The sequence below is a fragment of the Bradyrhizobium sp. MI1.11 genome (assembly GCF_055811255.1).
In genome coordinates, this window is record NZ_JBVVPM010000024.1 from 32029 (window position 1) to 58383 (window position 26355).

At 65.4% G+C, this 26355-nt stretch carries 23 protein-coding genes; 9 read left to right on the top strand and 14 right to left on the bottom strand.

Going from position 1 to position 26355, the window contains the following annotated elements:
- A partial coding sequence (locus AC0L30_RS23105) for a LuxR C-terminal-related transcriptional regulator (RefSeq protein ID WP_473405270.1) occupies nucleotides 1-3020 on the bottom strand: 3020 nt, incomplete at its 3' end.
- On the opposite strand from AC0L30_RS23105, the gene AC0L30_RS23110 reads away from it, so the two are divergent.
- On the top strand, nucleotides 2980-3480 hold the full coding sequence (locus AC0L30_RS23110) for a nuclear transport factor 2 family protein (RefSeq protein WP_473365977.1): 501 nt from the start codon (nucleotides 2980-2982) through the stop codon (nucleotides 3478-3480). The two genes, AC0L30_RS23105 and AC0L30_RS23110, sit on opposite strands and share 41 nt — an antisense overlap.
- Before the next feature lie 42 nt (nucleotides 3481-3522).
- On the opposite strand, the gene AC0L30_RS23115 is transcribed toward AC0L30_RS23110, so the two are convergent.
- From AC0L30_RS23115 to AC0L30_RS23135, 5 genes are read right to left on the bottom strand one after another with little or no spacing between them, the layout of a single operon-like run.
- Entirely contained in the window at nucleotides 3523-4290 is a 768-nt protein-coding gene (locus AC0L30_RS23115) for a sulfite exporter TauE/SafE family protein (protein ID WP_219684493.1), read from the bottom strand.
- The gene (locus tag AC0L30_RS23120) at nucleotides 4287-5543 is read right to left on the bottom strand and encodes a CCA tRNA nucleotidyltransferase (protein ID WP_007595072.1); all 1257 of its coding nucleotides are present in this window, start codon (nucleotides 5541-5543) and stop codon (nucleotides 4287-4289) included. The genes AC0L30_RS23115 and AC0L30_RS23120 overlap by 4 nt, the downstream gene beginning before the upstream one ends.
- Before the next feature lie 9 nt (nucleotides 5544-5552).
- Nucleotides 5553-5816 carry a DUF6111 family protein gene (locus tag AC0L30_RS23125; protein ID WP_007595079.1) on the bottom strand — a complete coding sequence of 88 codons (264 nt, stop codon included), beginning with the start codon at nucleotides 5814-5816 and terminating at the stop codon, nucleotides 5553-5555.
- A complete protein-coding gene (locus tag AC0L30_RS23130; RefSeq protein WP_007595081.1) occupies nucleotides 5813-6484 on the bottom strand; it encodes a CoA pyrophosphatase in 672 nt (223 codons plus the stop codon). The genes AC0L30_RS23125 and AC0L30_RS23130 overlap by 4 nt, the downstream gene beginning before the upstream one ends.
- Complete coding sequence (locus AC0L30_RS23135; protein ID WP_219684492.1) at nucleotides 6481-7092, bottom strand: DUF1285 domain-containing protein; 612 nt, start codon at nucleotides 7090-7092, stop codon at nucleotides 6481-6483. The genes AC0L30_RS23130 and AC0L30_RS23135 overlap by 4 nt, the downstream gene beginning before the upstream one ends.
- A gap of 276 nt (nucleotides 7093-7368) precedes the next feature.
- Here AC0L30_RS23135 and AC0L30_RS23140 point away from each other — a divergent pair, with 276 nt between their 5' ends.
- The 7 genes from AC0L30_RS23140 to AC0L30_RS23170 all read left to right on the top strand — a co-directional run bounded on the left by AC0L30_RS23140 (nucleotide 7369) and on the right by AC0L30_RS23170 (nucleotide 18602).
- Entirely contained in the window at nucleotides 7369-8367 is a 999-nt protein-coding gene (locus tag AC0L30_RS23140) for an AAA family ATPase (RefSeq protein ID WP_007595083.1), read from the top strand.
- Nucleotides 8367-9311, top strand: a complete 945-nt coding sequence (locus AC0L30_RS23145) for a DUF58 domain-containing protein (RefSeq protein ID WP_473405271.1) — start codon at nucleotides 8367-8369, stop codon at nucleotides 9309-9311. The genes AC0L30_RS23140 and AC0L30_RS23145 overlap by 1 nt, the downstream gene beginning before the upstream one ends.
- The gene (locus AC0L30_RS23150; RefSeq protein WP_473405272.1) at nucleotides 9308-12121 is read left to right on the top strand and encodes a DUF4159 domain-containing protein; all 2814 of its coding nucleotides are present in this window, start codon (nucleotides 9308-9310) and stop codon (nucleotides 12119-12121) included. Before AC0L30_RS23145 ends, AC0L30_RS23150 begins: the two co-directional genes overlap by 4 nt.
- Nucleotides 12122-12128: 7 nt before the next feature.
- Nucleotides 12129-14192 (top strand): hypothetical protein, encoded by a 2064-nt coding sequence (locus AC0L30_RS23155; RefSeq protein ID WP_473405273.1) that lies wholly within the window; start codon nucleotides 12129-12131, stop codon nucleotides 14190-14192.
- 260 nt (nucleotides 14193-14452) lie between these two features.
- On the top strand, nucleotides 14453-15466 hold the full coding sequence (locus AC0L30_RS23160; protein ID WP_473405274.1) for an alpha/beta fold hydrolase: 1014 nt from the start codon (nucleotides 14453-14455) through the stop codon (nucleotides 15464-15466).
- A 226-nt stretch (nucleotides 15467-15692) separates the two neighbouring features.
- On the top strand, nucleotides 15693-16097 hold the full coding sequence (locus AC0L30_RS23165; protein WP_473405275.1) for a DUF2946 domain-containing protein: 405 nt from the start codon (nucleotides 15693-15695) through the stop codon (nucleotides 16095-16097).
- A gap of 147 nt (nucleotides 16098-16244) precedes the next feature.
- Nucleotides 16245-18602, top strand: a complete 2358-nt coding sequence (locus AC0L30_RS23170; protein WP_473405276.1) for a TonB-dependent receptor — start codon at nucleotides 16245-16247, stop codon at nucleotides 18600-18602.
- A 22-nt stretch (nucleotides 18603-18624) separates the two neighbouring features.
- Here the strand turns inward: AC0L30_RS23170 and AC0L30_RS23175 are convergent, their stop codons facing one another.
- The 5 genes from AC0L30_RS23175 to AC0L30_RS23195 all read right to left on the bottom strand — a co-directional run bounded on the left by AC0L30_RS23175 (nucleotide 18625) and on the right by AC0L30_RS23195 (nucleotide 22614).
- Nucleotides 18625-19782, bottom strand: a complete 1158-nt coding sequence (locus tag AC0L30_RS23175) for a hypothetical protein (RefSeq protein WP_473405277.1) — start codon at nucleotides 19780-19782, stop codon at nucleotides 18625-18627.
- A 33-nt stretch (nucleotides 19783-19815) separates the two neighbouring features.
- Nucleotides 19816-20493, bottom strand: coding sequence for a methyltransferase domain-containing protein (locus AC0L30_RS23180; protein ID WP_007595101.1), 678 nt, complete (start codon nucleotides 20491-20493; stop codon nucleotides 19816-19818).
- A 35-nt stretch (nucleotides 20494-20528) separates the two neighbouring features.
- Entirely contained in the window at nucleotides 20529-21044 is a 516-nt protein-coding gene (locus AC0L30_RS23185) for a GNAT family N-acetyltransferase (protein WP_473405278.1), read from the bottom strand.
- Nucleotides 21045-21112: 68 nt separating this feature from the next.
- On the bottom strand, nucleotides 21113-22060 hold the full coding sequence (locus AC0L30_RS23190; RefSeq protein WP_473365968.1) for a glycosyltransferase family 2 protein: 948 nt from the start codon (nucleotides 22058-22060) through the stop codon (nucleotides 21113-21115).
- A 62-nt stretch (nucleotides 22061-22122) separates the two neighbouring features.
- Nucleotides 22123-22614 carry an NUDIX domain-containing protein gene (locus AC0L30_RS23195; protein WP_473405279.1) on the bottom strand — a complete coding sequence of 164 codons (492 nt, stop codon included), beginning with the start codon at nucleotides 22612-22614 and terminating at the stop codon, nucleotides 22123-22125.
- Between the two features lie 79 nt (nucleotides 22615-22693).
- On the opposite strand from AC0L30_RS23195, the gene AC0L30_RS23200 reads away from it, so the two are divergent.
- On the top strand, nucleotides 22694-23575 hold the full coding sequence (locus tag AC0L30_RS23200) for a metallophosphoesterase family protein (protein WP_473405280.1): 882 nt from the start codon (nucleotides 22694-22696) through the stop codon (nucleotides 23573-23575).
- Nucleotides 23576-23688: 113 nt separating this feature from the next.
- Here AC0L30_RS23200 and AC0L30_RS23205 read toward each other — a convergent pair whose 3' ends face one another.
- The 3 genes from AC0L30_RS23205 to AC0L30_RS23215 form a co-directional block, all read right to left on the bottom strand.
- Nucleotides 23689-24243: a hypothetical protein gene (locus AC0L30_RS23205; protein ID WP_219684479.1), complete on the bottom strand. Its 555-nt coding sequence runs from the start codon at nucleotides 24241-24243 to the stop codon at nucleotides 23689-23691.
- A 199-nt stretch (nucleotides 24244-24442) separates the two neighbouring features.
- Nucleotides 24443-24649, bottom strand: a complete 207-nt coding sequence (locus AC0L30_RS23210; protein WP_007595122.1) for a DUF4170 domain-containing protein — start codon at nucleotides 24647-24649, stop codon at nucleotides 24443-24445.
- A 30-nt stretch (nucleotides 24650-24679) separates the two neighbouring features.
- Complete coding sequence (locus AC0L30_RS23215; protein ID WP_473405281.1) at nucleotides 24680-26311, bottom strand: isocitrate lyase; 1632 nt, start codon at nucleotides 26309-26311, stop codon at nucleotides 24680-24682.
- Between the last annotated feature and the right edge of the window lie 44 nt (nucleotides 26312-26355).

Consider the following 26355-nt stretch of genomic DNA (forward strand, 5'->3'; position numbering starts at 1 on the left):
GCGCTGGCGGGCGTTGCGGCGGCCGGATCGATCTCTGCTCCGTCCGGCGGGCTTGCAGCGGCTGAGTGCCCGGATTTGCCGTGTTCCGCGCCGCCTGGTTCAGCCGTCGTCGCTGGCGCTTGCGCGGCTTCAGAAGCCGAAGCGTGATGCTCGACGCCATCGCCGGTGCCGTTGCCCGGTTTGCCCCCATCTTCTGTCGATCCCGTGCTTGCCGCCTTTGCAGATCCTGGCTCCGAAGCGTGTTGCGAGTTGCCGTGGCCCGCGCTGGCGGGCGTTGCGGCGGCCGGATCGATCTCTGCTCCGTCCGGCGGGCTTGCAGCGGCTGAGTGCCCGGATTTTCCGTGTTCCGCGCCGCTTGGTTCTGCCGTCGTCGCTGGTGGTTGCGCAGCGTCAGAAGCCGAAGCGTGATGATGATCGCCGCCATGGCCGCCATCATTGCCCTGTTTGGAGCCAGCTTCAGTTGATTCGGTAGCTGCCGCCTTTGCAGACCCTGGCTCCGATGCGTGCTGCGAGTTGTCGTGGCCCGCGCCGGCGGCCGTTGCGACGCCCGGATCGATCTCTGCTCCGTCCGGCGGGCTTGCAGCGGTTGAGTGCCCGGATTTGCCGTGTTCCGCGCCCGCTGGTTCTGCCTTCTGCGTTGCCCCTCCCGGAGCTTCCGAAGCCGATGCGTGATGCTCGGCGCCATTGTCGTCGCCCTTGCCCGGTTTGGAGCCAGCTTCAGTCGATTCGGTAGCTGCATCCTTTGCAGACCCTAGCTCTGAAGCGTGCTGCGAGTTGCCGTGCCCCGCGTTGTCGGCAGTTACGACGCTCGGTTGGCCGATCTCGTTGGGTGCAATCGACGAAACGCCGGTGCCCGTGTCGGTCGGGCCACTGTGCGACGTGACATTTGCGACTGCCGGCGCTGTGGCACTATGAGCAAGCTCGATGGATGATCCGTGAGCCGACGCGGCAGACGCACCATCGCTCTCTTCCGTTGCATCCGCGGACGGGTCCGTGGAGGTTTCGAACTTCGACGGCGTTCCCAAGCCGGTCCGGGTCTGCCCGAAATGGAAACCCGAGCCGTTATTGGCCAGAAGGGCCCAGGCTCCGGCCGTCCCGAGCGTGCTCTCGCCCCCTTCGATACTGGTCTGGACATGGTCCTTGCTCGAAACAGCCTCATCGGGTGCGGTCGCCGGTATCAGCGCGGCTTCGAGCTGCTCCAAAGTGGTCGCGACAGCCGCGCCATCTGGCTCGGAGACGACATCCGCCTCCGCAACGGCTACAATTCCCTCCAGATGAATTTCCAGCAAGCCGCGATCGCCGATATCAAGGATACGATCGGTCGCATTCACATAGACGATCGTTTCGTTGCTTGCGGAGTCGTAGACCCAGGCGAGTGTATGTGGCGGTATAGACTTGCTTGCCGCCGTCATATGCAGCCAAGCAAGCGCTCCGAAAGCCGCAAGATTGATCCTGCTCGACCCAGATGCGAAATCGAACACGGTGTTTGAAGCGGTCGACTTGGAATCGTTAGACACGGAATCGATCGGGGAGCGATAAACAATTTTTTCAACGTTGCCGCCCAAGCCGATACTGGCATCGTGACCAAGGTCCGCGCCAACGGGTTTATGGAGGTTGTCACTCGCATCGCCCGGGCCCTTTTGGCCCAGAGCGCCTTCCGCGACGTCGTCGTGTCCAGCGGTCGCAACGGCGGAAGACAGGCGGACATCGTGCGACAGGAAACCCGGGGCTGAATTGTCGTCATGATTGGCGGCAGCATGGGTGATCGCGGCCAGTTTTGTGGTCGCACTCTCTTCAGTAACGGCCAGGATGCTGTCGATCGACGCTTCACGGAGGTCATGCGCCTGCGCGGCGAGATGGGGATCCTGCAGTGCGTAGATCAACGCACCGGCGAGAATAGCGAAGTTGCCATACCCGCCCTGCATCGACATCGCATTTGAAAGAAGCCGCGGGAATTGATGTTCCGGGGCCGGGTCAACTCCGACCTGTATGTCGTTTGCTGCTCGCGGCAAGAGCCCAGAAAGATCGGGCGTGCTCGATCCAGCAGGACCGTAGTGTGTCCAGGCTTTCGCGCCTCCGGATTGCTCGGCCGCGCGCAGCGCTTCCATTGCCGTCGCCGGGTTGGTGATTTGGGCGGCCTTGGCGAACAAGTCTCTCTGGGCGAGCGTGGGCGTCTCGCCGGATTCCCAGGCGATGAGGTGCCGGAGAATGCCTTTTTTCCAGGGCTCGTACGCGGCGTGCTCGTCCGGATGGCCGACGCCGTTCTGATCCGGAAAGCTGCCGTTCGCTTCGGACGCCTTGAGTTCGTCCGCAATTGCCAACGCCAGAAACGCCAGGGAGAGCGCGGCCAGGCCGGAGGGGCGCTGCAGCAATGCGATGGTCGCGAGCACAGTTCTGTTGGTGATCTCAAGCTTCTGGAAAATATTGTACAGGTGGACTTTGACCGTCCCGTCGGAGACGTTGAGCTTACGCGCGATCTCCTTGTTCGACAGTCCTTCCGACACCAGCCGTGCAATTTGACGTTCCCGTTGCGTCAACAGCTCCAGCATCTTTTCGACTTTGCCGTCGCCGTCCACCTCCTTGCCGGCTGCCGAGAGATCGGACTTCGCCAGTGCCACACCGCTCTTCGTCATCAGCCGCAGCGATCGCAGCATCGTGGCGGGAGAGGCATACTTGGAAATTGCGCTGCAGGCGCCGGCTGCGATGGCGGACGTCAGATCGTGGTCGGTGTCGGACTCGGTGAAGAACACCAGGCGCGTGGAGAGCTTCTCAGCTTTCACGATCGCGAGGATCTCGGGGGCCGTCAGATCCGGCACCTTGTCGGCAAGAAGCGCGACGTCGGGTGTCAGCTTTCGAATTGCTTCGAGGCAGCTTGTCCGATCGCTGGACGATGCGACAACGTCGAAGTCCGGCTGCGTCCCGAGAACCGACCTCAGTCCCTGCAAAACGATCGGCTGTGGATCGACGATCACAAGCCGGATGGGCTTGAGTATCCCCTGCCTGGCGGACGCGTCCAACATCGATCTTGCCCTCGGCCCGGTCCTCTATGTCGTTCGCCATATGGCCGTGCCCGGGTGGGATATTAAAATCAAAAAAGGCTCGGCAGTTCCAGAGCCTGAAGCAGATTTGGACGGCATGCGAGTGAAAAATATGTCCTTTGACCCGATGGCCGTTGCGGTTGACTGGCTTGATGCCTATCGCGCGGGCGATATCGAGGCGATCTTGGAGCTCTATGCCGAAGATGCCGTTGTGCACTGCGGCTGCGCCGGTGTCCAAACCATTACCGGCCGCGAGGCACTTCGTGCCTATTGGGTCGATCGCCTCCGAAAATATCCGGCAGGCACGTTGGATGATCTCAATCCCTCGCAGAACGACCGCACCATTATCTCGTACATCACCAGTGCTGGTGTGATGAGTGCACTTTTGGCGTTTGACGCCGCCGGCAGGATCAAGGAACTGGACTGCAGTCCCTCACACTAGACCTGCGGCGTAACCCAACCCGCAGCGGGACACCTGGCGGCGTTAGATGAGCTGCCTCGCCGCTGCCGAAATCATCACCAGCCCGCCCGTGATCACCGCGACATCGAGGATCGCGGTGTGGATGTGCACCGGCATCCGCTCGACAAAGGCCTTGGCCAAGAACGCGCCGGGAATCGCGATGGCGCCGATCAGAAGTGCAAAGGCGAGCACCTGAGCGGTCACGGCGCCGGCCAGCCCAAACACCGAGATCTTGATGAGGCCGGTGCCGAGCGAGATCATGGCATCGGTCGCGATCACGGCAGCGCCTTCGAGGCCGGCGGCCATCAGCAGCGACAGCAGGACCACGCCGGAGCCGGAGGTGCCGCCGACCAGCACGCCATAGCCGACCGAGCCGGCCGCAAGCCCAGTGTCGCCGATCTTGACCTGGCGGCGGCGGAGCACCCGGCGCAGCGGCACGCTCAGGATCAGCATGGAGCCGATCACGAGTGCCGCGCCGGCATTGGTCAGCCGCGTATAGCCGTAGGCACCAAGGGCGGTCGTCAGTGCCGCGCAGGCCAGCACGATCAGCGCGCGGCGGCGATCGGCATGGCGGAGATAGGCGGCCGCGCGGCTGGAATTGGTAAAGATCGCGGAGATCGCGATGATCGGCACCACCGGCTCGGCGCCAACGAGAGGGACCAGCACCAGCGGCATCAAGGCGCCGGTGCCGTAGCCGGCGAGACCACCGATGATCGAAGCAAACAACGCCATCAACGCGACCAGCAGGAGCTGAAAAATCGAGATGTCGGCGAAGCCTGAGACGATGGTCACGTTCTCTCATCGCGGCTGATTCGTGCCGCAGCTTGATCGGCGATGGAAGCGAGTGCGGCTTCATCTAGGGGAAAATCTGCCGCGAGCCAAGCGTCCTCGGCGAGCGTCAAGACATGTCCGAGCGCGGGTCCTTCCGCCATGCCGCGCGCGATGAAGTCGGCGGCGCGAAGCGGAAATTTCGGCGCAATCCAGCGCTGCGGCAGCTCGGCGAGCGCACGCCATCCAGACGAGCCGACGTCACCGCCGGCTCGCGCCCAGCCCAGCAACACGCGATCGTGATAGCGCTCCGCACCGAGCCGGTAGAGCAGCCGCCGCGCATCGGCTTCCCCCTTGGTGGCCAGGCGCCACCAGCGATGCCCCATCGAATCCAGCGCCTTGGTTTCCGCATTGGAGAGTCTCAGGCGCGTGGCGACGCGCTTGGCGTCTTCGGTCACCGCGACCGTCAGCGCGGCGAGCCGCCGCGTGCTGCTTGCGGTGAGGCCAAGCTCGCGCTCGATCGCGATCATCGCCGAGAGCGGCCCGGTATAGACGACGCCGCCGGTCAGCGCCTGCAGCAATCCGCCGTCCGCCATGGCGAGCGCGGCGGCAGAGGCGCCGCCGGCGACCAGCAGCTTCAGCGTCTCCATGCGCAGCCGCTCGGCCGAGAGGCTGGCAAGTCCGGCGCGGCCGCGGATGCAGGCGAGATAGCCGTCGCGGTCGGGATCGCCGGCACCGAAGGCGGCGTGGATGCGGAAGAAGCGCAGAATGCGCAGGAAATCCTCGGCGATGCGCTGGTCGGGATCGCCGATGAAGCGCACGCGCCGCGCGGCCGCATCCGCGATGCCTCCGACATAATCGTGGACGACGCCGTCAGCATCGACCGAGAGCCCGTTCATCGTGAAGTCGCGGCGCTCGGCGTCCTTCACCCAGTCGCGGCCGAACGCAACCTTGGCCTTGCGGCCGAACGTCTCGGTATCCTCGCGCAGCGTCGTGACTTCGTAAGGCTGGCTGTCGATGACGAGGGTGACCGTGCCGTGGTCGATGCCGGTCGGCACGGCCTTGATGCCGGCGCTCTTGGCGCGCCGCATCACCTCGTGCGGGAGCGCCGTGGTCGCGATGTCGATGTCGCCGGGCACGAGGCCGAGCAGCGCGTTGCGCACGGCGCCGCCGACAACCCGCGCCTCCTCGCCATCCGCATTGAGCAATTGCAGGACGCGCGCGGTCCCGCCCGAAATCAGCCAGGGCGCATCGGCGAGCATGGGCACCGCGCTCATCGGCCGGCCCTATCTTTCCACGCCCGGCACGAGCTTGCCGTTCTCGACATGGGCGGGGACATAGGTCGAATCCGGCGCAGCGCCGGAGTAATGCGCAAAGCCGATCAGCCCCGCGATCACCAGCACGAGCGCCGCCAGCATGAGACGCGCGACGATGGTGGTCGGCCAGGACGATTGCACGAACAGGCCGGAACGCGTGGCGGCCAGGAACAGCGCATAGACGGCAAAGGGAACGAGGAAGATTCCGATCTCGGTCAGGATCGGCCGGATCATGACGAATAGATCCGCTCGTAGAGCACACGCAGCATGCCGGCCGTCGCGCCCCAGATGTAGCGTTCGGCAAACGGCATCGCGTAGTAGGACCGCTCCATGCCGCGGAATTCCTTGCTGTGCACCTGGTGGTTGGCCGGGTTCATCAGGAAGGATAGCGGCACTTCGAACGCATCATCAACCTCGGAATGGTTGATCGTCAGCTCAAAACCTGGGCGCACCCTGGCAACCGTCGGCAGGATGCGGAAGCCGAAGCCGGTGCCGTAGAGATCGAGATAGCCGATCGGCTCGACGAAGTCTCTGGACAGCCCGACCTCCTCCTCGGCCTCGCGCAGCGCCGCATCGAGCGGCGAGCGGTCGGTCGCGTCGATCTTGCCGCCGGGAAAGGCGATCTGGCCGGCATGGTCGTTCAGATGCGCCGACCGCTGCGTCAGGAGGATGGTCGGCTCGGGATGATCGACCACCGCGATCAGGACCGCCGCCGGCCGCACCGGCTGCTCGCGCGCGATGATCTCGAGCATCTTGTCGGTACCGGGATCGCCCGAGGCAGGAATGATGTTGGGATCGTAGAGACCGGGCGGAACGTCGAAGCCGAGCCGCGCGGAGGAGCGGGCGAAGAAATCGGCCGCACCGATCACGGCGGGATCGTTCCTGGAGATAGGCTTGTTCAAAGCGCGGCCCTCACCTGCTCCGCATCGGCCATGGCGAAGAACTCGCCGGCCGATTCGACACCGAACATCGGCTGGCCATCGACCATCCGCTCCTCACCCATGTCAACAAGATCGTAATAGAGCGCGCGGGTGACCTTGGCCCAGAGCTCGGCGCGGACGTGCAGATAGGGCGTCAGCCCGCCGTCTCTGGCCTGCTCGAAGCGCAGCCGGTGCGCCGCATCGCAGGTGACCCAGTCGTCGACATTGGTGCGGAAGCGGAGCACGCGATGGTTGGCCTCGCCGTCCTTCTGCATCTCGACCGCCATGAACGGCGCGTCGTCGACGCGAATGCCGACCTTCTCCACCGGAGTGACGAGGAAATGCTTGTCGCCTTCGCGCTTGAGGATGGTCGAGAACAGGCGAACCAAGGCATGACGGCCGATTGGCGTCCCCAAATAGAACCAAGTACCATCGGACGCGATTCGCATGTCGAGATCGCCGCAGAACGGCGGATTCCACAAATGCACCGGAGGCAGGCCCTTTTTGGCGCCTTCGGCATCGGCAGCAGTTTTGGCAGCGGCAGTCAGCCCCTCAAGACCGCGATCGGCGCTCTGCCCTTGGTTCGCCATGGTTTGCCCTGACTTTGTCATTTGGCACGATCGGTGCAAGTCTGAATTGTAAGTCTACGTTGTATGCCGGTGCACGGTTCCACCCCGGATTCATCCGGTGTGGAGGTCGCCACTTCGTGATGCCCTACATATCCCTAAGCCGATAAGGTGGGGATAGGTTAATTCAACGAATACATGGCCTTCCTGCAAGTCTAGCATAGGGCCCACGTCTTGAGTTGAGGACGTGACGACATGACGACGCAAGCGAGCTGCATGGCAGGCTGAAGGAGCTAACGGATGGCGGAGAGTGTCGAGAAGCTCGAAGACGGAATCGTCCGTTCGGCCGAGCAGGTGTCGAGCCAGATTCGCGCGGCGAAAGAGGCGATCGGCTCCGTCATCTTCGGTCAGGATCGCGTGATCGAGAACACGCTGGTCACGATCCTCTCCGGCGGCCATGCGCTGTTGATCGGCGTCCCCGGCCTCGCCAAGACCAAGCTGGTCGAGACGCTCGGCATCACCCTCGGCCTCGATGCCAAGCGCATCCAGTTCACGCCCGACCTGATGCCGTCGGACATTCTCGGCGCCGAAGTGCTCGACGAGAGCACCTCCGGCAAGCGTGCCTTCCGCTTCATCTCCGGCCCCGTGTTCGCGCAACTGCTGATGGCCGACGAGATCAACCGCGCCAGCCCGCGCACGCAGTCGGCGCTGCTGCAGGCGATGCAGGAGCAGCACATCACCGTTGCCGGCGCGCGTCACGACCTGCCGAAGCCGTTCCACGTGCTCGCCACGCAAAATCCGCTGGAGCAGGAAGGCACCTATCCGCTGCCTGAAGCCCAGCTCGACCGTTTCCTGATGGAGATCGACGTCGATTATCCCGACCGCGACGCCGAGCGCCGCATCCTGTTCGAGACCACCGGCGCTGACGAGACGCTGGCGAAGGGCGCGATGACACCTGACGCACTCATCACCGCGCAGCGACTGATCCGGCGCCTGCCGGTCGGCGATTCCGTGGTCGAGGCGATCCTGTCGCTGGTGCGCGCGGCCCGTCCGGGTCCGGACGGCGGCGACACCAGCAAATTCATCGCCTGGGGCCCGGGCCCGCGCGCCAGCCAATCGCTGATGCTCGCGGTGCGCGCACGCGCGCTGATCGACGGACGCCTCGCGCCTTCGATCGACGACGTGCTCGACCTCGCCGAGCCCGTGCTGAAGCACCGCATGGCGCTGACGTTCCAGGCGCGCGCCGAAGGCCGCACGATTCCGGACGTGATCCGGCAATTGAAGACACGGATCGGTTGATGGCGGCGGAGAACGGGCACGCAGCAAAGGAAATCATCGCGATCCGACGTGCCGATGGCGAAAGCCGCATGCTCGCAGCTTCCTTGCCGCGCCTGGTGCTCGAGGCCCGCCGTATCGCCGCCAATGTCATTCACGGCCTGCACGGCCGCCGTCGCGCCGGCTCCGGCGAAAATTTCTGGCAGTACCGCCGCTTCGTCTCCGGCGAGCCGTCGCAGAACGTCGACTGGCGGCGATCGGCGCGCGACGATCTGCTCTATGTCCGCGAGCTCGAATGGGAAGCCTCGCACACGGTCTGGATCTGGCCCGACCGCTCGCCTTCGATGGCCTTCGCTTCAAAACAGGCGCGCGAATCCAAGCTCGAGCGGACGCTGATCGTCGCCTTCGCGCTGGCCGAGTTGCTCGTCTCCGGCGGCGAACGCGTCGGCATTCCCGGGCTGATGGCACCGACCGCGAGCCGCAGCGTCATCGACAAGATGGCGCAGGCGATGCTGCATGACGATGCCGACCGCTTGAGCCTGCCGCCGTCCTTCGTGCCCGCGGCGCTGGCCGAGACGATCGTGCTGTCGGACTTCTGGTCGCCGATCTCCGAGATCAGGACCACGCTCGGCGGCCTGTCCGGCTCCGGTGCGCATGGCACGCTCGTGCAGGTCGTCGATCCCGCCGAGGAATCATTCCCCTATTCCGGCCGCGTCGAGTTCGTCGAGCCAGAAGGGTTCGGCGTGATCACCGCCGGCCGCGCCGAGAGCTGGGCGCAGGATTACACCGCGCGGCTCGCGCTGCACCGCGACCAGATCCGCGCCGAGACCAACAAGCTCGACTGGCTGTTCACGACACATGCGACCGACCGCTCGGCCGCCGAACTCCTGCTGTTCCTCCATGCCGGCATGCAGGTGAGCAAGTCGGGCGCCCGCACCACGACGATCAAGGCGGGGCCGGCAGCATGATGGGACTGCCGCTCGCCTTCACCGAACCGCTGCTCCTGATCGGCCTCGTCAGCCTGCCGGTGCTGTGGTGGCTGTTGCGGGTGATGCCGCCGCGGCCGCGCCGGATCGAGTTTCCGCCGACGCGCCTGCTGTTCGACATCGCACCGCGCGAAGAGACCCCGTCGCGGACGCCGTGGTGGCTGACCGCATTGCGGCTGCTGGCCGCGGCGCTGGTCATTTTCGCCGCCGCCGGCCCGATCTGGAATCCGCAAACAGGCGCGGCCGCCAGCAAGGCGCCGCTGATGATCATGTTCGACGACGGCTGGAGCGCGGCGTCCAACTGGGACATCAGGATCAGGGCCGCCGACGAATTGATCGCCAGTGCCGAGAACGACCGCCGCGCGATTGCGCTGGTGCCGCTGTCGGAGCCGAACCGCGATATCACCCTGATGCCGGCGGGCGCCGCGCGCGTCGCGTTGCGGCAGCTGACGCCAAAGCCGTATTCCATCGACCGCGTCGAGACCCTGACCGCAATCGATCGCTTCCTGAAAGCGACCGGCGACTGCGAGATCGCCTGGCTCTCCGACAGCGTCGACACCGGTCGCGGCGAGGAATTCGTGGCGGGCCTCGGCAAGACCATCGGCGATCGCAGCCTGACCGTGTTCGAAGGCGGTACCTCGTCGCCGCTGGCCCTGGTCGCGGCCGAGAACGCCGCAGCCAAAATGACGGTGAAGGTGCTGCGCACCGACAGCGGCATCGCGATCGGCACCGTACGCGCGCTGGACCAGAAGGCCTCGCCGATCGGCGAAGCGCGTTATTCGTTCGGCCCGCAGGACAAGGAAACCGAAGCGTCGTTCGATCTGCCGGTCGAGCTGCGCAATGACATCACGCGGCTGGAAATTGCCGGTGAGCGCTCCGCAGGCGCAGTGCAGCTGCTCGACAAGCGCTGGCGCCGCCGCGCCATCGGCATCGTCTCGGGCTCTACCAGCGAGACCGCGCAGCCGCTGCTGGCGCCGACCTTCTATCTCACCCGCGCGCTGGCGCCGTTCGCCGACGTGCGGCTCGCCGACAAGGGCTCGCCGCAGCAGGGCATCACGCAGTTCCTCGACCAGAAGCTGCCGATGATCATCCTCGCCGATGTCGGCACCATCGCCCCTGAAATCCGCGAGCGTCTCAATGCCTGGATCGACCAGGGCGGCGTGCTGGTGCGGTTCGCCGGTCCGCGGCTGGCGCAGGCCGAGGACGATCTCGTCCCGGTCAAGCTGCGCAAGGGCGGCCGGACGCTCGGCGGCAGCCTGACCTGGGAAAAGCCGCAACATCTGGCCTCTTTTGCCGCCGACGGTCCTTTTGCCGGGGTCGTGGTCCCCAAGGACGTCACCATCAGCCGCCAGGTGCTGGCCGAGCCCGACGCCGTGCTCGCCACCAAGAGCTGGGCGTCGCTGGAAGACGGCACGCCGCTGGTGACGGGCGAGCATCGCGGCAAGGGCGTGGTCAGCCTGTTCCACGTCAGCGCCGACATGCGTTGGTCGGATCTGCCGATGTCGGGCACCTTCGTCGAAATCCTGCGCCGCGTCGTCGACATGTCCGGCTATACCGCCAAGCCGGGCGCGGGCGTTGCCACTGAAGGGACCGCCGAGACGGTGGCACCGTTGCACATCCTCGACGGCTTCGGCGCTTTCGGTCCGCCGCCGGCCGCCGCAAAGCCGCTGCCCGCGGATTATCGCGACCGCGCCACACCCGATCATCCGCCGGGCTTCTATGGTCCGGCAGAAGGACCGCTCGCCGTGAACACGCTTGCCAGCGCCGACCGTATCGCAGCCCTGAACACCGCGAGCCTGCGCGCGCGGCACGCCACCTACACCAATGCCGAGCCGCAGGACTTGCGCGGCTGGCTGTTGTCGACGGCGCTCGCGCTGTTCCTGATCGACGCCATCATCGTCGCGGTGCTCGGCGGCGGTCTTGCCGCGCTGCTGCGCCGCCGCGCCGCGCCCGCGATGATCGTCTTCGGACTGGTTCTCGCAAGCCTCGCCTCGTTCATGCCAACACCGTCGCACGCGGACAGCGCGTCCGACGAGTTCGCGATGAAGGCGGTGTCGCAGACCCGCCTCGCCTATGTCGTGACCGGCAATGCCGACGTCGATTCCATCGTCAGGGCCGGGCTATCAGGACTGACGCTGTTCCTGGCGCAGCGCACCGCGCTTGAGGCCGGCGATCCCGTCGGCATCGACCCGGCGCGCGACGAACTCGCTTTCTTCCCGCTGATCTATTGGCCGATCGTGCCGGGCGCGCCCAAGCCGTCGCGGGACGCCATCAACAAAATCGACGCCTACATGAAGCAGGGCGGCACCGTGCTGTTCGACACCCGCGACGCGGTCGAAGCGCCGCCCGGCGCGAACGGCGCCGCGCAGACCCCCGCCATGCAGACGCTCCGCGAGATCCTGTCCTCGCTCGACGTGCCCGAGCTGGAGCCGGTGCCGCGCGAGCACGTGCTGACCAAAACCTTCTTTCTATTGCGCGACTTCCCCGGCCGCTTCACCACCGGCCAGACCTGGGTCGAGACCTTGCCGCGGGAAGACGACGACGACAGCGCGCAACGGCCGGCACGCGGCGGCGACGGCGTCTCACCGATCATCATCACCTCGAACGACCTTGCCGGCGCCTGGGCCGTGCGGCCCGACGGACAGGCCATGCTGCCGGTGACCGGCGGCGACCCCCGCCAGCGCGAATTCGCCTACCGCGCCGGCGCCAACATCGTGATGTACACGCTGACCGGCAACTACAAGGCCGACCAGGTGCACGCACCGGCCCTGATCGAACGACTGGGGCAATAGGATCGATATGAATTACGGCATCGCATTCACGCCGCTGGTTCCCACGATCGTCCTGTGGCTCGCGCTGGCCGCGATCGTCGTCATCGCGCTGGTGCTGCTGCTGGCGCGTGCGCGCGGCGCTGCCGTGCGCGTGGCCGCGTTGACGCTGTTCCTGCTGGCGCTCGCCAATCCCTCCTTCACCCGCGAGGACCGCGATCCCCTCACCTCGGTTGCCGCAATCGTCGTCGACAAAAGCCCGAGCCAGAATTTCGGTAATCGCAATCGCGAGGCCGCTCAGGCGCAGGAAGCGCTGGTCGACAGTCTGAAGAAGATCAAGGGGCTCGAGGTCCGCGTCGTCGATGCCGGACAGGCCGACGGCGAGACCGACGGCACCAAGCTGTTCGGGGCGTTGGCGTCGGCCTTGTCCGACGTGCCGGTCGACCGCGTCGCCGGTGCGTTCCTGATCACCGATGGCCGCGTTCACGACATTCCGGCCAACGCCGCCGGGCTCGGCTTCCAGGCGCCGGTGCACGCGCTGATTACCGGGCAGAAGGACGAGCGCGACCGCCGTATCGCGGTCATCGCGGCGCCGCGCTTCGGCATCGTCGGGCAGCCCCAGACCATCACCTACCGCCTCGACGACCAGGGCGTCAGCGGCGAGCGCGCCAAGGTCACGGTCCGCAGAGACGGCGAGGTCATCAACGAGCGCACGCTTTCGAGCGGCCAGGCCGCAAGCGTCGAGGTCGACATCAAGCACTCCGGGCCGAACATCGTCGAGATCGAGGCCTCGCCGCTCGAGCGGGAATTGACGCCGGTGAACAACCGCGCCGTCGTCGCCATCGACGGTGTGCGCGACAAGCTGCGCGTGCTGCTGGTCTCGGGTGAGCCGCATTCCGGCGAGCGCACCTGGCGCAATCTGCTCAAGTCCGACGCCAGCGTCGATCTCGTCCACTTCACCATTCTGCGGCCGCCGGAGAAGCAGGACGGCACGCCGATCAACGAATTGTCGCTGATCGCGTTTCCGACCCGCGAGCTGTTCCAGCAGAAGATCAACGAATTCCAGCTGATCATCTTCGACCGCTATGCCCGCCAGGGCGTGCTGCCGATCGCTTATTTCGACAACATCGCACGCTACGTGCGTTCCGGCGGCGCAGTGCTGGTCTCGGCCGGCCCCGATTACGCGTCCAACACCAGCATCTGGCGCACGCCGCTGGATTCGGTGCTGCCGGCCGAACCCGTCGGGGTGACGGAAAAGCCGTTCTACGCGCATCTGTCCGACGTCGGCAAACGCCATCCCGTCACGCGCGGCCTCGAGGGCTCGGCCTCCGAGCCGCCGCGCTGGAGCCGGTTCTTCCGCACCGTCGAGACCCGCAATGCGGTCAACCCGCCCGTCATGACGGGCGTCGACGGCAAGCCGCTGCTGTTTCTCTCGCGCTTCGGCGAGGGCCGCGTCGCGCTGCTGCTCTCCGACCACATCTGGCTGTGGGCGCGCGGCTATGAAGGCGGCGGCCCGCATCTCGATCTATTGCGGCGGATGTCGCACTGGCTGATGAAGCAGCCTGATCTGGACGAGGAAGCGTTGCGCCTGCAGGTGCGGGGTAAGAATCTCGTGGTGGTGCGCCAGACCATGGCGGACAGCGTCCAGCCGGTGAGCGTGACCTCGCCGTCCGGCGTGTCGCGCGACCTGACGCTTGCAGCCGGCGATCCCGGCGAATGGCGCGCCAGCCTGCCGGCGAGCGAGCTCGGCCTGTGGCAAGCCACCGACGGCACGCTGAAGGCGCTGATCAATGTCGGCCCGACCAATCCGAAGGAGTTTTCGGAAGTCACCTCCACCACTGAGACGTTGAAGCCGCTGACCCAGGCGACCGGCGGTGATGCCGTGCGCGTGGTCGACGGCGCCAGCGTCGAGCTGCCGCGCATTCTGCCGGTCCGCTCGGCGAGCGTCTTCCATGGTGACGGCTGGATGGGCGTGCGGATGCGCGACGCCAGCGTCGTGAAGGGCGTCGGCGTGCTGCCGATCTTTGCCGGCCTGATCGGCCTATTGCTGCTGCTCGGCGCGTTTGCTGCGACGTGGGTCCGTGAAGGGCGCTAGGCGGCTTACGCGCGTCCCTTCGCTTCCCGTTAGTCGGATAAATCCAATCGTCACTTCTTCGCCGGAAGCTCCATAGCGCCTTCGACCCCGAACTCGGTCGAATGTAGCGCGTTGTGAAATCTGGGGGCGGTTCTTCCTCGGCCCTGGGCAGGCGTGTCCCTGTCCAGGCATCGCTCCCCGCGGACAAGAGCAGTTCTCGACGGAGCCTTCGCAGCACCCAAACAGCGCGAGCGTTCGATGAGAAGCGGAGTTACTCGACCATGACAGACACACTTCACCAGCGCACGTTCAGCTCGCCTCGTCAGACAACGCGCTACATCGCGTGCGGGCCGGCCGACGGACCGTTGATGATCTTCGTCCATGGCTGGCCGTGCATCAGTTTGATGTGGCGCGCTCAGATGGACGCGTTTGCCGCCGACGGTTGGCACTGCGTCGCTCCCGATCTGCGCGGCTACGGCGGCTCTTCCACGCCCGCAGCCAACGACGCCTATACCATCGAGGAAATCGTGACAGACATGGCCGAACTCCATGATCACCTTGGCGGCAAGCCTGCGATCTGGGTTGGCCACGACTGGGGCTGTGTTGTGGTTGGTCAGTTGGTCGCGCATCAGCCCAAGCGCAGCCGCGGCGTCGTGCTGACCTCGCTGGCGTATCAACCCGACGGGCACGCCCTGCGCACAGTCGTCCCGCTGGTCGACCGAACGATTTATCCGGTTGACCAATATCCGGACGGCCAATGGGATTACTACCGTTACTACACCACGCACTTCGAGGCGGCAGTCGCCGACCTCGATGCAGATCTGGCCGCATCGCTGGCGTCGATCTTTCGGCCAGGCAACCCCGCCGGCATCGGCAAGGTTTCGCCGAATGCGATGGTCACGCGCAATGGAGGGCGCTTTGGCGCCGCGCACCGCGCCCCGCCGACTGAGCCTGATCCGGCTCTCTGGCCGCCGGCGGACTTCGAGGTGCTGGTGCAGTCGTTCCAGGCTCATGGCTTCCGCCCATCCTGCGCGTGGTACCTGAACGACGACGCCGACATCGCCTATGCGCGCAAGGCACCCAGTGGCGGCCGCCTGTCGCAGCCGGTGCTGTTCGTTAACGGCGACTTTGATCAGATCTGCAGCATCACCGGAAATCGCCAAGGTGACCCGATGCGCTCCGCCTGCCCGGACCTGACCGTAACGAGCATGCCCGCAGGGCATTGGCTGCCGCTGGAGCGCAAGGCAGAGCACATCGAGGCTATCCGCACCTGGCTCCAGAGCAAAAAGCTCTGATGCCGCCTCCTCGCGCTGGCGCTGAGTCAATCAATCGCCGTTCCCGTAAGCCATTCGATAGGTCCTCAGCCGAGATCTTTCAGTTGCCCGAACGACACATCGAGGAGCCGGCCCACTCGGGTCGGTGCGGCTGCGGTTGACATCCGCTGACCGATCGGGCGATGTTACATTATAACGTCGCGGGATCAGGGGATGATACCTCGCGATGTGGGGGTGGCGTTTCCAGATGAAGTGGTTCCGGTCGAATATCAGACACGGCGCCCGGCTCGCGATCTTCGCGATGCTGGTGCAGTTCGCGCTGACGTTCGGCCACAGCCATTGGTTCGCCCAGGCCGCTCCCCTCGCCCAGCCCTCGCTTCAGCAGACCGACAGCGCCCAAGGTCTCGCTTCGATCGACCGCGCCGCGGCTCAGAAGCAATCGCCGTTGGCTCCCGACAGGGAGCACCCGGGCGAGGACAATTGCGCGATCTGCGCATTGGTCGCGATGGCCGGCAGCGTCATGTTCGCGGCGCCGCCTGTGTTATTGCTGCCGCAGGCGATCGACCTGCTCTATCGCACCACCGACGCCGAATTCGTCCATCTGAAATCGGCCGGCACGGCATTCCAGCCGCGCGCCCCTCCCGCGTCCTGACTTCCAACAACGCTTGATCACGCTCGGCTCGCCGCTTTCAGGCGCGTGCCCGGGAGCAGTTGAAGTCGAATTCCGTCGCGCAGCGACGGCAGGCCGCCTCCGATCAGCAGATCATCATGCGGACGGCGCCTGACTGGAATCAGGACCATGTCATTCAAATTGCGGCGCGCGCAGCGCCTTGGCGGAGCAAGCCTGCTCCTGCTCGGCGCCGCCACCTCGGCGCTGGCTGAGGATAAGTCATCGACCGAGATCCCCGCCGTCACTGTGACGGCTCCGAGCCCCATCGTACGCAGGGCGGTGGTGCCGACACGCAATCCGGGCCGCCCCACGCGAACCGCGCGGGCACGCAGCCAGGAACGCACGGCGGACGCCACGCCGGCAGCCTCCACGCCCGCCGCATCTCAGCAGGGCGTGCTGCCCATCGTGACCAACCAGTTCGCGACCGTCACGGTGGTGCCGAACGAGGAGATCCGCCGCGAGGGGGGCGGCCAGCTCGGCGATCTCCTGTTCTCCAAACCCGGCATCACCGGATCGAGCTTCGCGCCGGGCGCTTCCAGCCGGCCGATCATCCGAGGGCTCGACGTCAACCGCGTCGGCATCGTCGAGAACGGCACCAATTCCGGCGGCGCCTCCGACCTCGGCGAGGATCACTTCGTCCCGATCGATCCGCTGGCGACCAACCAGGTCGAGGTGGTACGCGGGCCGGCTGCGCTGCGCTACGGCTCGACCTCGATCGGTGGCGTCGTCAGCGCCACCAACAACCGGATTCCCGACGCGCTGCCGAACTGCGCTCCGTCGTTCCAGGCTTACGGCATGCCGGCCAAGGCGCCGCTCGCGAGCGCCGCGACATCGCCTTGCGTCACCGCCGAGACGCGCAGCGCCTTCAGCTCGGTCGACCGCGGCGTCGAAAGCGGCGTGCTGCTCGACACCGGCGGCGGCAATTTTGCCTTCCATGCCGACGTCTACGGGCGCAACACCACCGACTACAGCATCCCGAGCTACCCGTACCTCGCCGACCAGACCCGGCCCGTCGTCAACGGACGCCAGCCCAATTCGGCGACGCGCTCGGACGGCGCCTCGATCGGCGGCTCCTACTTTTTCCAGGGCGGCTATATCGGTGCGGCGATCACGCAGAACGATGCGCTCTACCACATCCCCGGCATCGACGGCGCCGACCACAACACGCGGATCGACGGTCACCAGACCAAGATCAACGTCAAGGGCGAGTACCATCCCGACGCGACGGCGATCGATGTCGTTCGCTTCTGGGCCGGCGCGACCGACTACCGGCACAACGAGATCGGGCTTGCCGATCCCGCCGATCCCAATACCGACGGCGTGCGGCAGACCTTCACCAACAAGGAGCAGGAGATCCGCACCGAGGTGCAGCTGATGCCATTCAACGCGCGCTTCGCCGAGGTGACGACGGCGCTGGGCTTCCAGGTCGGCCATCAGGAATTGAGCGCGCCGAGCCCGGACAATCCGGGCACGCTGTTCAACGGCCTGTGGGATCCCAACAACAGCACGCGCGTTGCCGGTTACGCCTTCAACGAGTTCAAGTTCACGGACGCGACGCGGGCGCAGATCGCCGGCCGCATCGAGCATGTCGAGCTGCACGGCACGACGCCGGATTTTCCCGCGGACTTCCTGCCCGATGGCACGCCGCAGGCGGCGATCTCGCGCAATCCGTCCTTCACGCCGAAAAGCGGCAGCATCGGCCTGTTGCAGGACCTGCCGGGTGGCATGGTCGGCAGCATCACCGCGCAATATGTCGAGCGCGCGCCGAAGGCGGCGGAGCTGTTCTCGCGCGGTGCGCATGATGCGACCGCGACCTTCGACATCGGCAACCCTAACCTCGTCATCGAGACGGCGAAGTCCGTCGAGGTCGGCCTGCGCAAGGCGACGGGGCCGTTCCGGTTCGAGGCGACCGTCTACTACACGCACTTCAACAACTTCATCTATCGCCGTCTCACCGGCGTGATGTGCGACGAGGACTTTGCCTCGTGCGGCGCGCCCGGCGCCGAGGTGAACCAGGCGGTCTATTCGCAGCGGGACGCGAACTTCCGCGGCGGCGAATTCCAGTCGCAGCTCGATGTCGGAGCATTCCAGGGCGGCATCTGGGGCATCGAGAACCAGTTCGACGTGGTCCGCGCCACCTTCAGCGACGGCACCAACGTGCCGCGCATTCCGCCGGTGCGGCTGGGCGGCGGCGTGTTCTGGCGCGACGACAACTGGCTTGCCCGCATCAACCTGTTGCACGCCTTCGCGCAGAACAACGTCGCCGTGATCGCGGAGACGCCGACGGCGGGCTACAATTTGTTGAAAGCCGAGGTGAGCTACAAGACCAAGCTCAACCCGAATGCATTCGGCGCGCGCGAGATGCTGCTCGGCCTCGTCGGCAACAATCTGTTGAACGAAAACATCCGTAACTCGGTGTCCTACACCAAGGACGAGGTGTTGATGCCCGGCATCGGGGTCAGGGCGTTTGCGAACTTCAAGTTCTGAAAGCGCGATAGCTAGCCGGAGCTCATCGCGCTTCGGCTGGAGCGGCTGCTCCGGGGGCGTTCTCCGCCGCCTCCTGAAACAGCACGGCGAACAGCAGGGTCCACAATGTCAGGAGGGAAATGGGGATCGTGTAGTATGGCGTCGCGATCGGATAGGTGAAGAAGAAGGCGAGGTTGAGCGCCAGATTGGCCAACGTGAGCAGCGCGACACGGCGAATGTCGTTCGCCTGCCGCAACAGCCAGATCGAGCCTGCAACTCCGATGACGATCAGCAAGGTCTGGAGCGGGTCGGCGAGATAGTCCCGGACCACCGCGAACGAAAAATCCAGCGGCCTGACATCGGGGTTGTTGCCGTAGGTCGACGCGAACGGACTGCCGGCGTTGACGGCGTAAGAGACGATGGTCGGGATCACGCCGGCCAGCAACGCGAGGCCGAACACGAGCCCCTGCAAGAACCGGGACAACGTCCGTTCCGCAAGGAACGCGACGAGGAGAAACAGGCCATAGCCGGACGCCAGGAAGAGATTGGCCAACCGGAAATCGACGGTCAGTCCGAGCAGGAAACCGATCGGCGCCAGCGGCCAGATCCTCGGTTGAGATCGCGGGCCCGCCAGCCATCGCGCCGTGAGACATCCCGCGAGCGCGCACACGACGACGGTCGGGGCCATCGAATAGCTCGCCTTGACCGGATTGACCATCAGGTAGATCGCAAGGCAGCCGAAGGTCCCGGCCATCAGGACCGACCGCATGCTGCGCGCGAGAGAAAGCGCAAACAGCGCAAAGCCGAGCACGACAATGGTCGCCAGCATGTACATGGGCACGACCTGGTGACCCGGCGGAAACAGCGCCAACACGAGGCCGACACCCGGCGGGTATTGAATGACGACCTTCCCCGTGGCCGGCATCAGATTGTGACAGGGCGCCGCGGTCGTATCGTTCCAGTCCGGGTAGCCGATCTCCTTCAGCTTCGCTTTCTGATAGCCATCGTCGTCGCGGCCGAGGTTGGTGTCGAAGCCCTCCACCAGCCCGAACCTCTGGAACAGATGCGCCTGCCTGAGGTAGCAGATGTCGTCATAGACGCCGCGCGCCTCATTCCATCGCATCATGGTCCAGAAATGGCCGACCAGCACCGCGAGAAACAACACGGCGAAGACGGCTTTGCTGGTGTGGATCTTCTTCATCGGGGATCATGATGCGACGGAGGCGGCGCTGCTTTAGCGGAATGCAAGATAGAGATTGGACGATAGCGGGCCGAGCGACAAACCGGTGTAGCCCACGGCCGCGGACTTAGGGGTGGAGGACTTGGCGGCGAGGCCCAGCAGCCGTTTTCGCGTCATCAGGATCAGGTTCTGCTCGTCGGTCCATTCCGACTTGCCGGCGATCCTGCAGGCGATCCTGAAGGTGCCGTCCAAATAATGCGCCAGCGGGATGGCGGTGTGGTGCTCGACCGGAAAGAACCTGTTGGGCACGGTGATGAACACCCGCCGCGCGACGCGGCAAAGCTCCTCGACCAGGAGCACCTGATTTTCATGGCTACCGGCATGCTCGAGCACGGCATTGGACGTCGCGACATCGAACGCATTGTCGTTGAACGGCAGCCGTGTATTCGGTTCGATCTGCACGTAACGGCAAAGCGGAAAAGCCGCCTTGAACCCGATTCCTTCGCCGAGCCCGCACGCCGTGATCTTGTGCTGATGCGGGTAGCTTCGCTCCAGCACGTTCGCGCCGTCGTTGATCACGTCGGATACGCCGACATCCAGGATCTCGTCCAAGGCAGACGGCTGCATGCGGGCGATGAAATCCTGGTAGATGCGGTCGCGCGCGGCGATCAGCAGCTTTTCCGCCGTGCTCCCGGACGCCACTTCCCGGTAATATTGCTGATCGACCGGCACTGCCCTACCTTCATGTGAGCTTCGAAGCGATGGCGTCAGGTGCGCGTCTTGCTCCAGTCCGGACCGACCGGTCCCGATACGCCTTCGAACGCGCCCTCGACCAGCTCGATGACGAGGAGCCGGCTGTAATCTACCGGGCCCGGCATGGTGACGCGTCCCTTGGGGACCTGCTTGAAGCCGACGCGGCTGTAATAGGGCTCGTCGCCGACCAGCAGCACCAGGCGATGGCCCTGCGCCTTCGCATCCGTCAGTGCGCGCTCGAGCAGCAGCCGGCCGACGCCGCGGCTGCGGAACGGAGGCTCGACCGTCAGGGGCCCGAGCAGCAGTGCCGGCGTGTCACCGACGCAAATCGGCAATTGCCGTATGGATCCGACCAGCAACGTACCGACGCGGGCGGTGAAGGATAGATCGAGCACATGATCCACATGCTCGCGGATTCGGTACGCGCTGAGCACGAAGCGGCCGGGTCCGAAGGTGCGTTCGTGCAGCCGCTCGATCGCCTGAGCATCGCCGGCGGCTTCCGACCGGATGGTGAGGGAGAGATCGTTCATCGCGTCGGCGGGATATCACCTTGGAGGGCAGCGGTCCATACGATTGCGCCCGGCCCCGGGAGGCAATTTCAGGTCCGCCCGAGCGGCGGTTGGGACAGGTAGGCGAGCATCTTTATTTCCCGCCGCCCGCGCGTCACGGTGTCGAGCACGAGCCCCGACGAAGCCGAAAGCAGCGCCATGATCATCAGACCCATGGAGAGCACGGCGGTGGGCAGGCGCGGGACGAGGCCGGTTTCGAGGAAGGTGATCACGACGGGCAGCCCGAAAGCGATCGACAGCAGCGCGAGCACGATGCCGATCGCCGAAAAGAAGCGCAGCGGCCGCTCCGACCGGTTGAGCTTCAGCATCGTGTTGAAGATGCGCAACCCGTCCTGCCAGGTATCGAGCTTGGAGAAGGAGCCTTCCGGGCGCGCGTAATAGGGCGTCTCGACCTCGGCGACCGGCAGCGACAATTCCAGCGCATAGACCGCGAACTCGGTCTCGATCTCGAAGCCACCGGACAGGACCGGGAAGGATTTGACGAAGCGGCGCGAGAACACGCGGTAGCCGGACAGGATGTCCTTGAAGGCGTGGCCGAAGGTCGATGCCAGGAAACCGGTGAACAGCCGGTTGCCGATGCGATGACCGCGCCGGTAGGCCGCTTGCGATTGATCGACACGCAGACCGACAACCATATCCAGATGCTCGTCGAGGAGCTCGTCGATCATGCGCGACGCGCTCGGCGCGTCGTAGGTCGCATCGCCATCGACGAGCACGTAGATGTCGGCCTCGATGTCCGCGAACATGCGGCGCACGACGTGACCTTTGCCCTGGCGCCGTTCGCTGCGCACGATCGCTCCCGCCTCGCGCGCGACCGCCGCGGTGCGATCGGTCGAATTGTTGTCGTACACGTAGACCTCGGCCGCAGGCAGGGCCTTGCGGAAATCAGCGACGACCGTCGCGACGGCGGCTTCCTCATTGTAGCAGGGCACCAGCACGGCGACCCGAAATGGCCATGACCTCGTCGATTCAGACAATCTTCATCCCTCGTCCATGCGCCGACACCGCAGGTGCGGCGATTTACTAGCACAGGCAGCCATCATCGCCACGTCGCAATCCGCGGCCTGTCGTGCAGGACTTCCGCGATCCGCAACCGCGTGCCGGGCGTGGTCCCCTCGGGCAGCGCGGTGACCGCGAAGAACCCGCACTCGGCGATCTCGTGGTTGGGCGCGGGCAGGCGATCCTGCTTGAACTGCCTGACGACGTAGACCGCGACGTGGTCGCGGCGCGAGACGTGGCTGTTGAGGAAGATGCCGTGCAGCACGGCATCGCCAGTGAGATCGATATCGCCCTCCTCCTTGAGCTCGCGGCGCATCGCCTGCTCCATGGTCTCGCCGAGATCGACGCCGCCGCCGGGCAGATACCAGCCCGTGACGTAGCTGTGCCTGACCAGGAACACCCTGGTGTCGGCATCCAGCACCACGGCGCGGACGCCGAGCGTCATGCCGCGGACCAGCAGGAAATAGGCGTGGAAGATTTGCCGCAGCAGCGGCTCGAATCTGCGTCGGACGCTGTTCAGACGTTCCGCCATCGGGCTCCCTTGATCCCCGCTTGCACCTGGCCTGCGACCTTGCCATTACAGCGGGCGAATAGCGAGGCAATCGCCCCCCATGGCCCCCTTCACGCTCGCCCATCTGTCGGACCCGCATCTGCCGCCGCTGCCGAAGCCGCGGCTGATCGAGCTCGCGGGCAAGCGCGCGTTCGGCTACGTCAACTGGACGCGCAACCGTCACAAGTATCAGCGCCGCGAGGTGCTCGACGCACTCGTCGCCGACATGAAGGCGCAAGGTCCCGACCACATCGCGGTCACAGGCGATCTCGTCAATCTGGCGCTGGAGGCGGAATTCGCGCCGGCGCGCGCCTGGCTCGACGGCCTCGGTCCGCCCGACCGCGTCACCACGATTCCCGGCAATCACGACGCTTATGTCCGCGCCACCTTTCATCGCTTCGGCGAAACCTTCGCGCCCTATCTTGCGGGTGACGATGGCCGTATCGGCTTTCCGAGCCTGCGCCGGCGCGGGCCGCTCGCGCTGATCAGCCTGTCCACGGCGGTGCCCACCTTGCCGTTGATGGCGACAGGCGCGCTCGGACGCGATCAGCTCGCGTCGCTCGAAGAGATGCTCGAGCGGTTCGCAGCCGAGGACGTCTTTCGCGTGCTGCTGGTGCATCATCCACTGAAGTCCGGCGCGCGCCACAAGCGGATGATCGACTCGGCCGAGCTGCTGACGCTCTTGAAACGCCACGGCGTCGAGCTGATCCTGCACGGGCACGACCACATTCATTCGACGATGTGGTTCGAAGGCCCCAACGGCAACATTCCGGCGCTCGGCGTGCCGTCGGCCTCCGCGCTCGCGCACGGGCACACCCCGGCTGCGGCCTACAATCTGTTCACGATCGAGAAGGACAACACCGGCTGGCGTTGCGAGCAGACGGTGCGGAGCCTGGGGGCTGGACTTCAGATCGGGCAGATCAAGCATGTGAAGTTGATTTAGACCGCTGTCATTCCGGGGCATGCGAAGCATGAACCCGGAATCCATCGGGCCGCGATACGTGCTGATAAATGGATTCCGGGTTCGCGCTTCGCGCGCCCCGGAATGACGACGCCTCACCAGCTCCGCAGGGCCGCAAGCACGGCAACCCCGAACAGTGCGGCGGCACCGAGCACGAACCCCAGCACGAATGGCCAGAGGCGCGAGCGGCGCTGCGGCTGCGCGACCTCGGGCTTCGGCTCGGGCGGGACCACCATCGCATGCTCGCGCTCGATCATGCGGCGCGCGACGTAATCGGTCACGGCCTCGACGATGACAGCGGTGTCGTGCGATTCGGCGAGCACGATGCGGCCGAAGCGGGTGTCCTGCACGAAGCGGTACATCCGCTTGTCGCGCCCCATCACGATGTGCGCGACGACGTCGATCCAGAGCCTGGGCGTATCGCCCTGGCTGATACCGCGGTCGAACAGGTCGATCTTGTCAGGCACCTGCGCGAACAGGGGATCGAGCGAATCGTTGAGGATCTCGAGCCGTGCCACCTCGGCATCGCGCAAATCGACGACGACGCCGGTCCGGTCGGCAGCCTCGATCCGCGCCCGCAACAGTGCATCGCGCAGCCGCACCGGGCGCGGCTGGCTGGGATGGATCCCGCTGGTCTCGGGCTCTGACATTGGCGGCCTCGTCCTCACTTGGCCGGATTAACCTATCAGCAACCAATGTGTCCGCAAAGGCCCTACAATTCCAGTTACTTACGGAGCCCACAGGCTATTCACCTGTGCCAAAAACAGACGGTCCCACCCGGCTTGCGCCGGATGGGACCCTCCGTCCTTGGACGTCTTCTTATTCAGATTGGCATGTTAGTTCAGATTCTCACGCCGAGACCCGCGACGGCTCTTCCACGATCGAGAAGCGGACGCCCGCCTTGTGGCGGTTCTCTTCCGAGACCGAGCGCCAGGCGTCCTCGGCCTCCTTGCGGGTCTTGAACGGACCCTGCACCTGGGCCGAGCCTTCCACCAGCTTGTGGAAGTTCATCGAGCCGAACTCGCCGCCGATCACCCAGAAATTGCTGTTGGTCATTGTCAGTCTCCTGTCGATTAGCGTGATGCGTTAGCCGAACTGGTTCATCGTGTTGTGGGCGCCGCCCGCCTTCAGGGCAGCCTCGCCGGCGAAGTATTCCTTGTGGTCGTCGCCGATGTCGGAGCCGGCCATGTTCTGATGCTTGGCGCAGGCGATACCCTGACGGATCTCGGCGCGCTGGACGTTCTTGACATAGCCGAGCATGCCCTGGTCGCCGAAATATTCCTTCGCCAGATTGTCGGTCGAGAGCGCCGCCGTGTGGTAGGTCGGCAACGTGATCAGGTGGTGGAAGATGCCGGCACGCTTAGCCGAATCCGCCTGGAAGGTGCGGATGCGCTCGTCGGCTTCCTTTGCCAGCGGCGTATCGTCGTATTCCACCTTCATCAGCTCGGCACGATTGTACTTGCTGACGTCTTGGCCGGCTTCCTTCATCGCATCGTAGACCTGCCAACGGAAGTTGAGGGTCCAGTTGAACGAGGGCGAGTTGTTGTAGGCCAGCTTCGCGTTCGGAACCACCTTGCGGATCCGGTCGACCATCTTGGCGATCTGCTCGATATGCGGCTTCTCGGTCTCGATCCAGAGCAGGTCGGCGCCGTTCTGCAGCGAGGTGATGCAGTCCAGCACGCAGCGGTCTTCGCCGGTGCCCGGGCGGAACTGATAGAGATTGGAGGGCAGCCGCTTCGGACGCATCATCTTGCCGTTGCGGTTGATGATGACGTCGCCATTGCGGGCGTTCTCCGCCGTCACTTCCTCGCAATCCAGGAAGCTGTTGTACTGGTCGCCGAGGTCACCGGGCTTGTGGCTGACCGCAATCTGCTGGGTCAGGCCGGCACCGAGCGAGTCGGTACGGGTCACGACGATGCCGTCTTCGACGCCGAGTTCGAGGAACGCGTGGCGGCAGGCCCGGATCTTGGCGAGGAACACCTCGTGCGGCACCGTGACCTTGCCGTCCTGGTGGCCGCACTGCTTCTCGTCCGAGACCTGGTTCTCGATCTGGAGCGCGCAGGCACCCGCCTCGATCATCTTCTTGGCGAGCAGATAGGTCGCCTCCGCATTGCCGAAGCCGGCGTCGATGTCGGCGATGACGGGCACGACATGGGTCTGGAAGTTGTCGATCTTCTCGATCAACTCCTTCTCTCTGACCTTGTCGCCTTCCTTGCGGGCCTTATCGAGGTTGCGGAAGATATCGTTCAGCTCGCGTGAGTCGGCCTGACGCAGGAAGGTGTAGAGTTCTTCGATCAGCGCCGGCACCGAGGTCTTCTCGTGCATCGACTGGTCGGGCAGCGGGCCGAACTCGGAGCGCAGCGCCGCGATCATCCAGCCGGACAGGTACAAATAGGTGCGATCGGTCTTGCCGAAGTGCTTCTTGACCGAGATCAGCTTCTGCTGGGCGATGAAGCCGTGCCAGCAGCCCAGCGACTGCGTGTACTTGGTGGGATCGCCGTCATAGGCGGCCATGTCCGCCCGCATCAGCGCCGCGGTGTAGCGGGCAACGTCGAGGCCGGTCTTGAAGCGGTTCTGCAGGCGCATGCGGGCGACGGCCTCGGCCGACACCCCGTTCCAGGTCGGCTGGGTCTCCAGGAGCGACCGGGCCGCCTCGACCTCGCTCTGATACGAGGCGGGGGCCTGGAGGGTGCTGATGCCGCGGGGCTGGTAATTCATGTGCCTGATCCTTTCGCTGACGACGGCCACCAGCCATCGACATT

Bases quoted from the DNA above. Each gene is read 5' to 3' on its own strand.
- AC0L30_RS23125 (WP_007595079.1), bottom strand. From the start codon at position 5,816: ATGATCCGGCCGATCCTGACCGAGATCGGAATCTTCCTCGTTCCCTTT.
- AC0L30_RS23155 (WP_473405273.1), top strand. From the start codon at position 12,129: ATGAATTACGGCATCGCATTCACGCCGCTGGTTCCCACGATCGTCCTG.
- AC0L30_RS23120 (WP_007595072.1), bottom strand. From the start codon at position 5,543: ATGAGCGCGGTGCCCATGCTCGCCGATGCGCCCTGGCTGATTTCGGGC.
- AC0L30_RS23170 (WP_473405276.1), top strand. From the start codon at position 16,245: ATGTCATTCAAATTGCGGCGCGCGCAGCGCCTTGGCGGAGCAAGCCTG.
- AC0L30_RS23140 (WP_007595083.1), top strand. From the start codon at position 7,369: ATGGCGGAGAGTGTCGAGAAGCTCGAAGACGGAATCGTCCGTTCGGCC.
- AC0L30_RS23135 (WP_219684492.1), bottom strand. From the start codon at position 7,092: ATGGCGAACCAAGGGCAGAGCGCCGATCGCGGTCTTGAGGGGCTGACT.
- AC0L30_RS23150 (WP_473405272.1), top strand. From the start codon at position 9,308: ATGATGGGACTGCCGCTCGCCTTCACCGAACCGCTGCTCCTGATCGGC.
- AC0L30_RS23165 (WP_473405275.1), top strand. From the start codon at position 15,693: ATGAAGTGGTTCCGGTCGAATATCAGACACGGCGCCCGGCTCGCGATC.
- AC0L30_RS23205 (WP_219684479.1), bottom strand. From the start codon at position 24,243: ATGTCAGAGCCCGAGACCAGCGGGATCCATCCCAGCCAGCCGCGCCCG.
- AC0L30_RS23215 (WP_473405281.1), bottom strand. From the start codon at position 26,311: ATGAATTACCAGCCCCGCGGCATCAGCACCCTCCAGGCCCCCGCCTCG.
- AC0L30_RS23160 (WP_473405274.1), top strand. From the start codon at position 14,453: ATGACAGACACACTTCACCAGCGCACGTTCAGCTCGCCTCGTCAGACA.
- AC0L30_RS23175 (WP_473405277.1), bottom strand. From the start codon at position 19,782: ATGAAGAAGATCCACACCAGCAAAGCCGTCTTCGCCGTGTTGTTTCTC.
- AC0L30_RS23210 (WP_007595122.1), bottom strand. From the start codon at position 24,649: ATGACCAACAGCAATTTCTGGGTGATCGGCGGCGAGTTCGGCTCGATG.
- AC0L30_RS23185 (WP_473405278.1), bottom strand. From the start codon at position 21,044: ATGAACGATCTCTCCCTCACCATCCGGTCGGAAGCCGCCGGCGATGCT.
- AC0L30_RS23110 (WP_473365977.1), top strand. From the start codon at position 2,980: ATGGGCTTGAGTATCCCCTGCCTGGCGGACGCGTCCAACATCGATCTT.
- AC0L30_RS23200 (WP_473405280.1), top strand. From the start codon at position 22,694: ATGGCCCCCTTCACGCTCGCCCATCTGTCGGACCCGCATCTGCCGCCG.
- AC0L30_RS23145 (WP_473405271.1), top strand. From the start codon at position 8,367: ATGGCGGCGGAGAACGGGCACGCAGCAAAGGAAATCATCGCGATCCGA.
- AC0L30_RS23195 (WP_473405279.1), bottom strand. From the start codon at position 22,614: ATGGCGGAACGTCTGAACAGCGTCCGACGCAGATTCGAGCCGCTGCTG.